The organism is Erwinia sp. 2186 (assembly GCF_057812255.1).
In genome coordinates this window covers 2,062,306-2,074,567 of record NZ_CM173824.1, presented here as the reverse complement: position 1 = coordinate 2,074,567, position 12,262 = coordinate 2,062,306, and the positions used below count along the sequence as shown (strand labels likewise).

At 53.7% G+C, this 12,262-nt stretch carries 13 protein-coding genes; 7 read left to right on the top strand and 6 right to left on the bottom strand.

Features of this window, described 5'->3' with window-relative positions:
• The first annotated feature begins 199 nt into the window (after positions 1 to 199).
• The gene (gene umuD / locus ACXKZG_RS09525) at positions 200 to 619 is read left to right on the top strand and encodes a translesion error-prone DNA polymerase V autoproteolytic subunit (RefSeq protein ID WP_013202564.1); all 420 of its coding nucleotides are present in this window, start codon (positions 200 to 202) and stop codon (positions 617 to 619) included.
• 10 nt (positions 620 to 629) lie between these two features.
• On the opposite strand, the gene ACXKZG_RS09520 is transcribed toward umuD, so the two are convergent.
• Complete coding sequence (locus tag ACXKZG_RS09520; RefSeq protein WP_151037190.1) at positions 630 to 1,586, bottom strand: D-2-hydroxyacid dehydrogenase family protein; 957 nt, start codon at positions 1,584 to 1,586, stop codon at positions 630 to 632.
• A 127-nt stretch (positions 1,587 to 1,713) separates the two neighbouring features.
• Between ACXKZG_RS09520 and ACXKZG_RS09515 the strand changes: the two genes are divergently transcribed.
• From ACXKZG_RS09515 to cui, 3 genes are all read left to right on the top strand, one after another.
• Positions 1,714 to 2,331, top strand: coding sequence for a TetR/AcrR family transcriptional regulator (locus ACXKZG_RS09515; protein WP_488876097.1), 618 nt, complete (start codon positions 1,714 to 1,716; stop codon positions 2,329 to 2,331).
• A 79-nt stretch (positions 2,332 to 2,410) separates the two neighbouring features.
• Entirely contained in the window at positions 2,411 to 3,346 is a 936-nt protein-coding gene (locus ACXKZG_RS09510; RefSeq protein WP_488876096.1) for an alpha/beta fold hydrolase, read from the top strand.
• A 325-nt stretch (positions 3,347 to 3,671) separates the two neighbouring features.
• Entirely contained in the window at positions 3,672 to 4,205 is a 534-nt protein-coding gene (gene cui / locus ACXKZG_RS09505; protein ID WP_488876095.1) for a colicin immunity protein Cui, read from the top strand.
• A gap of 18 nt (positions 4,206 to 4,223) precedes the next feature.
• Here cui and ACXKZG_RS09500 read toward each other — a convergent pair whose 3' ends face one another.
• Positions 4,224 to 5,798, bottom strand: coding sequence for a colicin-like pore-forming protein (locus ACXKZG_RS09500; RefSeq protein ID WP_488876094.1), 1,575 nt, complete (start codon positions 5,796 to 5,798; stop codon positions 4,224 to 4,226).
• Between ACXKZG_RS09500 and ACXKZG_RS09495 the strand changes: the two genes are divergently transcribed.
• Both ACXKZG_RS09495 and ACXKZG_RS09490 read left to right on the top strand, forming a co-directional pair.
• Positions 5,736 to 6,275 (top strand): TetR/AcrR family transcriptional regulator, encoded by a 540-nt coding sequence (locus tag ACXKZG_RS09495; protein WP_488876093.1) that lies wholly within the window; start codon positions 5,736 to 5,738, stop codon positions 6,273 to 6,275. The genes ACXKZG_RS09500 and ACXKZG_RS09495 overlap by 63 nt on opposite strands.
• The gene (locus tag ACXKZG_RS09490) at positions 6,272 to 7,396 is read left to right on the top strand and encodes an MFS transporter (RefSeq protein WP_488876092.1); all 1,125 of its coding nucleotides are present in this window, start codon (positions 6,272 to 6,274) and stop codon (positions 7,394 to 7,396) included. Before ACXKZG_RS09495 ends, ACXKZG_RS09490 begins: the two co-directional genes overlap by 4 nt.
• A gap of 26 nt (positions 7,397 to 7,422) precedes the next feature.
• On the opposite strand, the gene ACXKZG_RS09485 is transcribed toward ACXKZG_RS09490, so the two are convergent.
• From ACXKZG_RS09485 to ACXKZG_RS09475, 3 genes are all read right to left on the bottom strand, one after another.
• Entirely contained in the window at positions 7,423 to 8,412 is a 990-nt protein-coding gene (locus tag ACXKZG_RS09485) for an aldo/keto reductase (RefSeq protein WP_488876091.1), read from the bottom strand.
• Between the two features lie 200 nt (positions 8,413 to 8,612).
• The gene (locus tag ACXKZG_RS09480) at positions 8,613 to 9,815 is read right to left on the bottom strand and encodes a multidrug effflux MFS transporter (RefSeq protein WP_488876090.1); all 1,203 of its coding nucleotides are present in this window, start codon (positions 9,813 to 9,815) and stop codon (positions 8,613 to 8,615) included.
• A 57-nt stretch (positions 9,816 to 9,872) separates the two neighbouring features.
• Positions 9,873 to 10,271, bottom strand: coding sequence for a (R)-mandelonitrile lyase (locus ACXKZG_RS09475; RefSeq protein WP_488876089.1), 399 nt, complete (start codon positions 10,269 to 10,271; stop codon positions 9,873 to 9,875).
• A 167-nt stretch (positions 10,272 to 10,438) separates the two neighbouring features.
• On the opposite strand from ACXKZG_RS09475, the gene ACXKZG_RS09470 reads away from it, so the two are divergent.
• On the top strand, positions 10,439 to 11,332 hold the full coding sequence (locus ACXKZG_RS09470; RefSeq protein ID WP_455863833.1) for a LysR family transcriptional regulator: 894 nt from the start codon (positions 10,439 to 10,441) through the stop codon (positions 11,330 to 11,332).
• Positions 11,333 to 11,343: 11 nt separating this feature from the next.
• Here the strand turns inward: ACXKZG_RS09470 and ACXKZG_RS09465 are convergent, their stop codons facing one another.
• Complete coding sequence (locus tag ACXKZG_RS09465; protein WP_488876088.1) at positions 11,344 to 12,261, bottom strand: metallophosphoesterase; 918 nt, start codon at positions 12,259 to 12,261, stop codon at positions 11,344 to 11,346.
• Between the last annotated feature and the right edge of the window lies 1 nt (position 12,262).

Genomic DNA, 12,262 nt, shown 5'->3' with positions numbered 1-12,262 from the left:
CTTCAGTGAATGCGGCCAGGGACCGCATCTTTTACTTAATTTTTACATTTACGCAGGCCGCAATTCCGCCCCGTTTTTTCAGGCAGAAACTAAATTCCTCAGCAGAACAAGCGCGTAGGTTTTTCCGCAGATTCAGCGGTTGATTGCCAGCGCGGATTGATAATACTGTATATAAAAACAGTAACATTGAGTCATCATTATGCACATGCACCAACTTGTTGTTTCTCCGCGTCCTCTCACCATCCCGTTGTTCGTTGAACGGGTCGCCTGCGGGTTTCCCTCGCCAGCGGCCGATTACGTGGAATCGCGGATAGACCTGAATGAACTGCTGGTCAGCCATCCCAGCGCGACCTACTTTATCCGCGCGGCGGGAAATTCGATGATCGAGGGCAATATTAACGACGGCGATATGCTGGTAGTAGACAGCTCGTTAAAGCCACAGCATGGCGATCGGGTGATTGCCGCCATTGATGGCGAATTCACCCTGAAGAAATTGCAGCTGACCCCTTCGGTGAAGCTGCTGCCGATGAATCCCAGCTACGCCGCCATCGATATTGACGACGAAGCCGGGCTGAGCGTGTTCGGCGTGGTGACCTTTATTATTTATGCGGCGCGCTGAGTGAGTGAACTCAGGGGTTGATCACCTGTGACCGATCGCCGGCAAAAAAGCGGGTGAGGTTGTCGAACGCCACGCGAAAATAGGCCTCGTAGCTGGCCTGCTCGACGTAACCGAGGTGCGGCGTACAGAGCACATTTGGCATCTGCAACAGCGGCGAGGCAGGATCGTACACCGGCTCCTGCTCGTAGACATCCAGCGCGGCAAAGCCCGGACGTCCCTGACCCAGGGCATGCAGTAGCGCGCCCGGCGCGACCAGCTCGGCCCGGCTGGTATTCACAAACAGCGCATCTGGTTTCATCGCCAGCAGATCGGCCTGGGTGATGCTGGCTGCGGTGGCCTCGACCAGTCGCAGGTGGACAGAGAGGATATCGCTGGTGGCAAACAAGGCGGTGCGATCGGTAGGCACGCTGTGACCATCGCGCCGCGCTTCCTCGCGGGCGCGTTCGCTGCCCCATACCTGCACCTGCATATTGAAAGCGCGGGCATAACCGGCAATCAGCTTGCCAATTTTGCCGTAGCCAAGAATGCCGAGAGTTTGCCGGTTAACCGCCCTGCCGATCTCGGTTTGCCAGCGTCCGGCGGCCATAGCATTCACCGAGGACACCAGCTTACGGCGGGAAGCCATGATCAGCAGCCAGGTCAGTTCTGCAGGCGCCACCGGCGAGCCGCTTCCTTCCACCACCGCCACGCCAGCCCGCTGGCAGGCGGCCAGATCGATATTACGCGCCACTTTGCCCGTCTGGCTGATCGCTTTAAGTTGCGGAGTTCGCCGCAGAAACGCAGCATCGATCTGCGTTCGCTCGCGGATCAAAATCAGCGCCTGTGCCGTCGCCAGCACCTCGCTGGCATGCGGATCGTCCGCCAGGTCGCCCAGCGCGCGGCACTGAAAGGCCGGATTATCGTGCAGGAAATCAAGCTGAGCAGTTGCCCGCTGGTAATCATCCGGTATCGCAATAGGTATAACCACGAGCTTCTCCTGAGACTGACGAGGTGAATATCAGAATAATGCGCGATGGGCTGCTGAGCGAGAACTCTCTTGCCAGTTATCCCGCTTTCTGGCATTTTGGAAACAATCATTCCCTTATTGGATTATTATGAACAACGCATCCCTTCTGCCGCAGCACAGCAAAGAGCGCGGCCGCCCACGAGAATTTGATACCGACCTGGCGCTGGATAACGCCATGCTGGTGTTCCGGGAAAAAGGCTTCCACGCCGCCTCGATTGCGGAATTGGGCGAGGCGATGAACCTGACCGCAGGCAGCATTTATAAGGCGTTTAAGGATAAACGTACGCTCTTCCTGCAGGTCTTTGAACGTTACACCTCATTGCGTAACGGTGCGCTGCGCGAGCGTCTGGCGCTGTTTACCACCGGCCGCGAGAAACTGGCTGAGCTACTGCGCTTCTATCTGGAATCGGCTCAGGATGTTGAAGGAAGACGTGGCTGCCTGGTGGTCGGCAGCGCCACCGAATTGCAGGTACTGGACGAGGCGTTGTCAGCGCTGGTTCGTCAGGCGGTGATGCGTAATAAAAGCCTGCTGACCTCACTGTTATCCCAGGGACAGCAGGATGGCTCGGTATCCAGTAGCCTGGCGGTGGAGACCGCAGCAGAACTGATTTTATGCCTGATTTTTGGCATGCGTATCGTCGGTAAGATGCAAAATATTACCGACCGCGAAGCCACCATCACGCTGGCGATGAAGCTGCTCGATTAAAAATTTACCCATTTAGGAAGTATTCATTTCCTAATCAACCTGCCTGCCAGCCCGCAGGCAATCACTGAAGAGGTCCACGATGAAACAGCCAACAACAGAAAGCGTCCTGCCCCGCCGCACCGAGGCGGAACCCACGACTTTTGCTGACAGCGCCCTTCCCGGTTTTGTGCATCGCTATGCCAGCGTTGAGGGGGTCAGACTGCATTATGTCAGCGGCGGCAATCCGCAGGGCGAAACCCTGGTGCTGCTGGCGGGCTTCCCGCAAAGCTGGTTTGCATGGCGACAGGTAATGGCGCGACTCGCATCGACCTACCGCATTATTGCGCCGGATCTGCCGGGCCAGGGCGATTCGGATCGACCGGAAACGGGTTATGACACCCGATCGCTGGCGACAAAGGTGCACGGACTGCTCAGCTCACTGGCTATCACCCGCTATTACCTGGCCGCGCACGATGTGGGTGCCTGGGTAGCCTGGCCTTATGCCGCCTTATACGGCGACGAGGTTAAGCGCCTGGCCTTGCTGGATGCCGGTATTCCGGGGATCACCCTGCCGGATGCCTTGCCCGTGACGCCGGATGCCGCCTGGAAAACCTGGCACTTCGCCTTTCACGTTATTCCGGACCTGCCCGAAGCGCTGATCGCAGGAAATGAGCGCGTCTACCTGGAGTGGTTCCTGAAGCGCAAAACCGCCTGCCCTGACGTCTTCTCAGAAACTGACATGGATGAGTATTTGCGCATCCTGATGAAAAGCGGTGGATTACGCGCGGGCCTCGCCTACTACCGTTCCGCCGCCCTGTCCGCGCAGCAAAACCGGGAATTACAGGCTAACGGCAAGTTAAGCATGCCAATCCTCGCCATCAGTGCCGAACAGGGTTCGATCCCCGATATGGCAGCACCGTTGCGCCCGTTTGCAGCAGATGTCACCGGCGTCGTGGTCCCATATTGCGGCCATTTCCTGCCGGAAGAACAGCCCGAAGCGATTGCCCGCGAGCTGAGTGGCTTTTTCCAAGGCTGATTTGCAAAAGTAAAACGATCTGGCAAGGCGCTGCTGAGTGAGAATGCTTTCCCAGCAACGCCGCTTTCTGGCTTTTTTGAAGAGGATCAAAGTTAAGGCGATTCATCTGGGAAATGCCAGGAATCGCGGTCCCCTACTGATGAATGGTAGAGATGAATCTGGTATAAATAGCGGGTTCAAACAGACAGTTGGATGACGTTAAAAATAAAAGGAGATGTAATTATTATGGATGACATTAAAATAAAATATCAAATGCCTCATAAATCTGTTAGCAGGATTGGCGCCTCAATGTTTTTCAATTGTTATGTTAACGTTGAGATGAAATATGAACACCACGCCTGAAATGGATGAAACTAATAAAGCAGTAATAAAAATGCTTTGGTTTTTATCGCTAGCGATCATACCTTTATTCGTAGTTTTTGTTATTTATATAAATAACTCGCACGTAGAGATACTGAACTTTATCGCGAGCAGTACAATTAACCTCCCTGCTGTTATGTCTGCAAAAAGCCCATTATTAAGCAAAGTGATGGATGTTTATGTAAAAACGGCTCCGGTTTTTGCTTTTTTGGTTTTTTTGATGACCCATGAATTTTTGCGGCTTAAGCGAGAGAAGTCCGTTTGGAAGGCATTGAAGATATATGTATGCTTCACGATATTTTATACCATATATATTTATACCTTCCTGTTTGCAAATACTGAGCTCACCACGTCCGCAAAACTACTTAAGCTAGCATCGATGAATAACTTTTTCCTATTAATTTTTTATATTTGTTTGTACGCTGCAATTTATTCACTTACTTATTTATATTTATGGATGGGTATTGGTATTTATAGAAAATTCAAAGAGAGGCGATAGTCGCCTCTCTTTAACGGGCTATTTGACCATTTTGATGACTTGATTATTTATCCTCTCAGCCATTTCAGCATCAATTTTCGATGCTAATATACTAATAAGCATGATTAAAACTATAGTTACGGCCGTTATTGGTACTCCAACGGGAGAAAATAAGCTAAGGACACCCCCCAACAAGGCCATAGCAACAGAAGCGGCCATGCCACTTAGCACCCAGGACTCTACCTCCAGCATGAGCGGTGCCCAGTTTCCGGTGGTATATCCCTCAATACTCTTTTCCCTGAACTTCTCTATTTTCATTGCCACATCGGCAACCTTAAATGCTTTACCCATACTGCCGATTTTATTGGCCATATCTTGCGCATCCAGACTCCTCCATGCATTAACAATCGCTTCCTTGTCAGCTTTGTTGATTTTCATCGCGGGATTGGCGGTAATCTTGTTGAGAGAGTCCACCGCATCATCATAACTGCGGAGGGTTTTCCCCTGGAAGTTCTTGATGTCATCCGCAATCTCTTTCGCTATTGCTTTGAATTTATCCCCAAGATACTCGCCCAACTTGTCGCCCATATCCGCAACCATCTCACTGGCTTTGATCAGTACTTCTTTTTCATTACTTGATTTTTCTTCTGCCTCCTTCTCACGCTGACGCGCCATGTTTTCCTGCTCTTTTCTGGCCTTTTCTTCTGCCGCACGCCTGGCCGCATTTTCCCTCTCAGTGGCATCTCTTCTTGCTGTGGCATCGGCGAGGGTATTATCGGCATGAATCTGGTTGTGTTGTGCCGTTGCCAATGCTGAATTGGCATTATTTAAATTTTCATTAGCCGCATTGAGTTGGCTTTTCGCTGCATCAAGCTGTTCTTTTCTGGCATTCATGTCATTCCTGTCTCTTAAGGCAATATTACCTAATTCCAGGAATGTACGATAACCAGGCATAGCTGGTTGGTTTGCAAAGACGGAGAATCGCTTCACATTCTGCATTGTTATTTCATACTTCTCACGGGCAGCATTATATTCTGCCGTTTTCGGCGCAATATTAGCATTTGCTGCATTGACTGCATTTTGAGCATTATTGACATCATTTCGGGTTTTGTTCAGATTTGCTAGTGCAGCCTCCGCATTTCTCTGTGCAGCCTCCACCTGATGTGTTGCATCCCATTCGGCCTGCTTACGTTGAGCTTCCGCTTCAGCTTTTGCTCTGGCTTCAGCAGCCTGTTTTTCCCGCACGTTATTAATTAGCGCCAACTCAGCCTGTGCCGCCCGCGTTGCCTGTTTAGCATGGGTAATCCTTTGGCCTGCCTGGCCGCTGCTCACCATCCATGCATTCTCGGCAATAATCTTAGTTTCGCCATTGTTTAAATATAAAGGCGCACCTGTTTTTAACGTGTTAATTTTCATTTTGAACAAGGCGTAACCTATGCCGCAATTACATACCCCATTTGCAAATCTCAGAACAGGGAAGCGTTCAAGGTCGCTGGCCGATTTTTCCAAGGCTGATTTGCAAAAGTAAAACGATCGGTTTACTTTTAGAGGATGAAAAAGAAACAGGACATCCTGAACGCCGCTGAGCGGCTGTTCTACAGCAACGGTTTTCATGCCACCAGCACCGACAGAATATGCCGCGAAGCCAGCGTCTCCACCCGCACGCTGTATCGCTACTTTCCTTCGCGGGAACGGCTGACCGAGGCGGTGATGAATGCCCGGAAAGATCGCTTCTCTGCGGCGCTGCTTCCAGCGGAGGATCCGGCGGCCATCGCGCAGCTGTTTAGCGTGCTCGGCAGCTGGATGCAGGATTACGGCACGTCCGGCTGTTTCTTCCTGAAGGCGTGGGGAGAATATGCCGAACAGGACGTCTGGCTGTCGGCGCTGGCACTGGACTATCGCTACGAGATGCGTGAATACATCACGGCCTGCGTGCGCAATATGCCCGGCCAGCATCGCGAAGTGCTGGCGGATGCCATCTGGATGCTGTTTGAAGGGGCGATTACCGCGGCGCTGGTCACCGGGCCTGAAGCCGCCTTTCGCGCCGGTGAGGCGGCAGCGCTGCTTACCGCCAGCGGTACCCGCCGATGAAAACGATCGCGCTGGGCATCGCCGGCACCTCGCTGATTGCCGTCACTTACGGCATGGCGCGCTTCTCCTGGGGGCTGATGCTGCCCGAGGTCATTGTTGATATCCCCTTCAGCCCGCAAATGGCGGGCGTTATCTCGGCCTGTAGCTTTGCCGCGTATTGCCTGGCCATTGTGGCTTCGTCTGTGCTGGACGATCGGTTTGGCCCGCGACTGATGGCAGCGGCCGCCGCCTGCTGTGCCGCGTCAGGACTGGCGTTGATTGCCGTCGCCGGATCCCCCGCGATGCTGGCAGCCGGGCTGTTTATCGCCGGCCTGAGTCCGGGTTTAGCTTCGCCTTCGCTGGCCGCCGCGGTGGACCAGGTGGTTGATCCTGAGACGCAGCCAATGATGAATACCATCATTAATTCCGGCACCAGCGCCGGGATTATCCTGTCAGTGCCGGTACTGTACTTTCTGCCGGGAGGCTGGCGCGCGGCCTGTCTTGTCTTCACCGTTTTCGCTCTCGGTTGCCTGCCGGCGATCCTGCGCTACGTGCCGCGTGGGCAAACTACGGCCCGCGAAACTAAGCCCGGCTGGCGTGAAACGCTTCTGCAACGCGCCATGCTAAACCTGATGCTGATCGCCTTCTTCAGCGGCATAGCCAGCGCCGCCTGGTGGAATTTTGGCCCGGATGTATTGCGTCATCATATTCATGTCGAAGCCGGTACCGTCAATCTGCTGTGGCTGGTCGGAGGTGGTGCGGGAGTGATGGGGGCGCTAACCGGTCCGCTGGCTGAGCGCATTGGCATGAGGCAGGTTTACCGTCTTTCGCAACTGGCGATGGCCGTACCGCTGGTATTGCTGGCCGTGAGTCAGCAGATGCATGGGTGGCTGTTCCTGGCGGTAGCCTGTTGCGGCGCAGGATACGTCACGCTGTCCGGCGTTTTACTGGTGAGTGGGGTTGCGGTGACAAAAAACGCGCCCGCCACCGGCGTGGCGGCGGTTTTCTTCGCGCTGGCCGCAGGTCAGGTCGCCGGATCGGTCTTATTTGGCCTGCTCTCCGCAGCAACCGGCGTGGTGCCTGCTCTGCTGACCTTTGCGGCGATATCAGCGGCGATGCTCCTGCTCTCGCCGCCTGAGTGAACGTTTAAACGTGCCGAAGGTTGAGGTTAGCCGCCGACTCTCGCCTGTAATGCGGCGGGATAGCGTTCGCCGATCACTTTGATGGTTTCCAGCGCCTGAGTCAGCTTATGCATCTCATCACCCGACAGAACAATATCCGCCGCGGCCAGATTCTCCTCCAGGCGATGAAGCTTGGTAGTCCCCGGAATAGGCACAATCCACGGCTTTTGTGCCAGCAGCCATGCCAGCGCAATCTGCGCCGAGGACACGCCCTTCTCTGCGGCAAGATGGCCCAGCAGCGTCACCAGCTTTTCATTGGCGGCCATCGCTTCGGCAGCAAAACGCGGCACTTTGCTGCGGAAATCATCTTCGCCAAAGGTGGTGCCCGGTTTAATCGCGCCGGTTAAGAAGCCTTTTCCTAACGGGCTGAACGGCACAAAACCAATCCCCAGCTCCTCAAGCAGCGGCAGAATTTCCTGCTCCGGCTCACGCCACCACATAGAGTATTCGCTTTGCAGCGCGGTGACCGGCTGTACGGCGTGCGCACGACGGATGGTTTTTGCGCCAGCCTCTGACAGGCCAAAGTGTTTTACCTTACCTTCGGCGATCAAATCCTTGACCGTTCCCGCCACATCTTCAATCGGCACGTCGGGATCGACACGGTGCTGATAAAGCAGATCGATGACGTCGGTTTTCAGACGGCGCAGCGAGCCTTCAACGGCTTCGCGGATATGTTCCGGGCGGCTGTTGAGGATCTGCTGCTTATTATCGTTGCCAAAGGTAAAGCCAAATTTAGTGGCGATGACCACCCGATCGCGATAAGGCTTTAACGCCTCGCCAACCACCTCTTCATTGAGGTAGGGTCCATAGACCTCTGCGGTGTCGAAGAAGGTCACGCCACGCTCTACCGCCGCGCGAATGAGTTCCACAGCCTGACGTGACCCGGTCGCCGGACCATAGCCGTAGCTGAGGCCCATACAGCCCAGTCCAAGCGCTGAAACGTCAAGTTTTGAGTTGCCCAAATAACGTTTTTGCATGTCTCTCTCCTCAGGTTTCATTCTGTGTAATTAGACGTCGAGTTTGCGGCCGGCAAGCCATTCCCTCACGCGCCATGCCGCTCTGCTTGAGTGCGTTCAGGAGTCAGCATAACCTGATGGGATTGATTCGATTAGAGGGCGTAATCAGCAAGGGGTTATTAGCTGCGTGCATTAATCATTGCGCGCAGCGAGTGGGCAGACTATTTATCTGCCTTGACGGATAGCGCCATGACCGCCGCCGCCAGGGTGAAAGTTGCAATTATCCAGCCCATGGTCCAGGACGTGCCGTCGCTGAGTAAGGCCAGCAGGATTGACGAGATAATGCCGCTGCCATACTGAAGCGATCCAATCAGGGCTGATGCGGAACCGGCAACGTTGGGCACGGCATCCATCGCCGACGCGGTGGAGGTGGCGGCGATAATGCCGTTCATGGAAAAGAAGACGAACACCGGCAGAATAACCATCACGATCCCGCCGACTTCAAAGCGGGCACAGACGGCGAGAAGCACAGCGGCCAACGCAGCAATTACGGTCGCAATTTTAAGCAGTAACGCTAACGGATAGCGGTGAACCCACTTTCGGTTAAGCATACTTACCCCCATTAGCCCGACAACGTTAACGGCAAATAGCCAGCCATAGTGCTGCGGATCGACGTGGAAGTAAGTGATATAGACAAACGGAGAACCGGTAATAAACGCATAGGCAGCGACATAATAAAACGTCACGCATAAGGTAAAACGCATAAATTGGGTATTCTTCAGCAGCAGATAATAATTGCTGAAGGCGCCCGGTAAAGAGGCTTTGACCCTTTTATCTTCCGGTAAGGTTTCAGGCAGCCAGCAAATAACTATCAGCATGACGCAGCCAATCACCGCCAGCAGCCAAAAAATACTGTGCCACGAGGTGACCCTGATCATCTGCCCGCCGATCAGCGGCCCGGCAATCGGCGCGATAGCCATAATAACCATCAGCGTCGACAGCATTTGCGCGGCACGGGTACGACCGAACAGGTCGCGGATCATGGCGCGAGCCAGCATCGGACCGGTACAGGCCCCCAGTGCCTGGAACACGCGCCAGAAAACAATCTGCGTGATGTCGGTAGAGAGCGCGCAGCCGATTGAGCCAATAATAAACAGCACCAGACCGACAAACAGCGGTTTTTTACGGCCAAAATGATCGCTTAACGGCCCCCAAATCAGCTGAGCAATACAAAAACCGATTAAAAAACCGGTAATGGTCAGTTCAGCGTCGCCGTGCAGTTCATTTGCCATTATCGGCATGGCGGGCAGATAGATATCGGTAGATAACGAGGTAAAGGCCATTAAGGCACTTAGAATAATAACAAACGTCATGCCGGACGACTTTACGGTAAAGGACTTCAAACGCTGAGCTGCGTCATCCATATAAGTTTCTCAAACTGCCTGCCGGCAATATTCTGCCGGCGCGCTGTGCTTAAATCGTTATTTTTTGTATTGCTCGTCGGTCACTTTTTCCAGCCATTCTACCGGGCTGCCATTCAGTGATTCGGCAATCGCAATGTGGGTCATGGCGTTATCTGGCGTGGCGCCATGCCAGTGTTTCACGCCTTCAGGAATGAAAATGATGTCACCCTGATTCATCACCACGGTGTCTTCCCCTTCACACTGGATCCAGCCCTGACCGTGGGTAACGATCAGCGTTTGACCGAGTGGATGGGTGTGCCAGGCAGTGCGTGCACCCGGTTCAAAGGTCACGGTTGCACCGCCACCGCGCGCGGATTCGGTGCCACTGAACGGCGCATCAATGCGAACCGTACCGGTAAAATACTGCTCCGGGCCTTTGTTAGACGGCACTGAGCCGTTAGGGATAATTTTCAACATGCGACGTTCCTTATTCAATGTGTATAGCGTGCAATGACTGTAGCAAACCTGCGGCGTGACGATTAGAGTCAATAATCGAAAAGCACCTATGAGTAAAATTCATAAAAACCACCCGACAAAATAGAGGATACTGACCGGGTCCCACCCACGCTTGCACAAGGCTGACTATGCTCAAAGAAAATTTCAACGATCTCATTTACTTAGTGATGGTCTCCAAAGAGAAAAGCTTTACGCGCGCAGCCGCGAAATTAGGCGTTTCTCAATCGGCGCTAAGTCATTCCATTCGCGGCCTGGAAGAGCGATTGCAAACCCGATTGCTGACGCGTACGACGCGTAGCGTGGCAGCGACAGAAGCAGGCGAAAGATTAATCGAAAGCGTGGGTCCGCTAATTGCGGATATTGAAAAAGCCTTACTGCACATCACCGATAATGTCGGTTCTGTCTCGGGAAATATTCGTATCACCGCAGGCGAACATGCCCTGTCATCGACACTCTGGCCGCTGTTAAAGCCATTTTTACAGGCGTATCCCGAGGTTAAAGTTGAATTATCGGTCGATAACACGCTGACAGATATTGTCAGTGGCCGCTTCGATGCAGGCGTCAGGTTGGGCGAGTCGATTGAAAAAGATATGGTGGCGGTAAGAATAGGTCCCAACTGGCGCATGGCGGTGGTTGCCTCGCCGGACTATCTGGCGAAATATGGCCGGCCTGAAACGCCTTATCAGCTTCAGGATCACAACTGCATGAATATGCGGCTTCCAACGCTGGGCGGTCTGTATAGCTGGGAGTTCAGCAAAGATGGAAAAGAGATCCGGGTTAAAGTTGAAGGACAGCTTATTTTCAATAATCTTGCCTCACGAATTGATGCGGCGTTATCGGGTATGGGCATTGCCTGTGTGCCGGAGGACACCGTTCAGCATCATATTAATGAAGGTCGACTGGAAAGTCTGCTGGATGAATGGTGCGAACCTTTTAGCGGCTATTACCTGTATTATCCCAGCCGAAAACAACATACGGCCGCATTTTCGAAGCTTATTGAAGCCGTAAGATATAAAAACTGATTGCTTGCTCATCAGCCCGGAGGAAACAGATGGCTGGTTTCACCGCCGTAACCGGTGACGCGCAACGTATCCCCTTCGATTTCCACCACTGCAAAGGGCACCGTATCGGCGCCATCCAGCATGCCTTTCAGGGTGTAAAAGCCGGTTTCGCCAATACGGGCATAGCCACCGCGATGATCGTGCCCCGAGAAACAGCCTTTCACACGGTAAGCAGCAAATAACTCGGCCAGTTCCCCCCCGTTCAGCAAATTATGGCTGTTGTGCGGAGCCAGCGGATAGTGGCCAAATACCACCACGTTTTCCCCTTGCCGCTGAGCTTCCTGCAACTGCTGCTCAATCCATTTGAGCTGTTGCTGCCCTACCGCACCATTCCAGGGTTTGGCCTGCGGCTGTTGCCGTTCGCTGAGGTCGGCGAGCATCGCCTCCGCCTGCGCGCGATCGTCGCCGTTCAGCGCGTTGCAATAGAGGCTGATATCGTTGCCGTCATAAACAATAAAACGCCAGCCTTGCAGCCCAAAGGCGTAATAGCTTTTCGGCAGCGCGGCGGCGTCGTTGAGGTGCTGGGTAAGGGTCTGCGCATCGTGATTGCCCAGCACCACCGCATGCGGATGGTGAAGGCGTTCATAAACCGGCAGGATCGCCGCGAAACTTTCCCAATCACGATCGACCAAATCACCCAGCGTGACGACAAAATCCAGCGGCTGCCGGTTGAGTGCCTCAATCGCCTGCGGCAACTTTTGGAGCGCATGGCGATAGTACAGATTCTTGGCGATATCGGCGTCAATGTCGGCATATTGCGGATCGGCAATCAACCCAAACCGTAAGGTGCTGTTGAGCGGGGCTGAACGCACGTTGGGCAAGGCATATAGCCTGGCGACATCCCCTAACAGCTCTCGCTGTAACGGGTTCAGTGAATGCGGATAAGACACA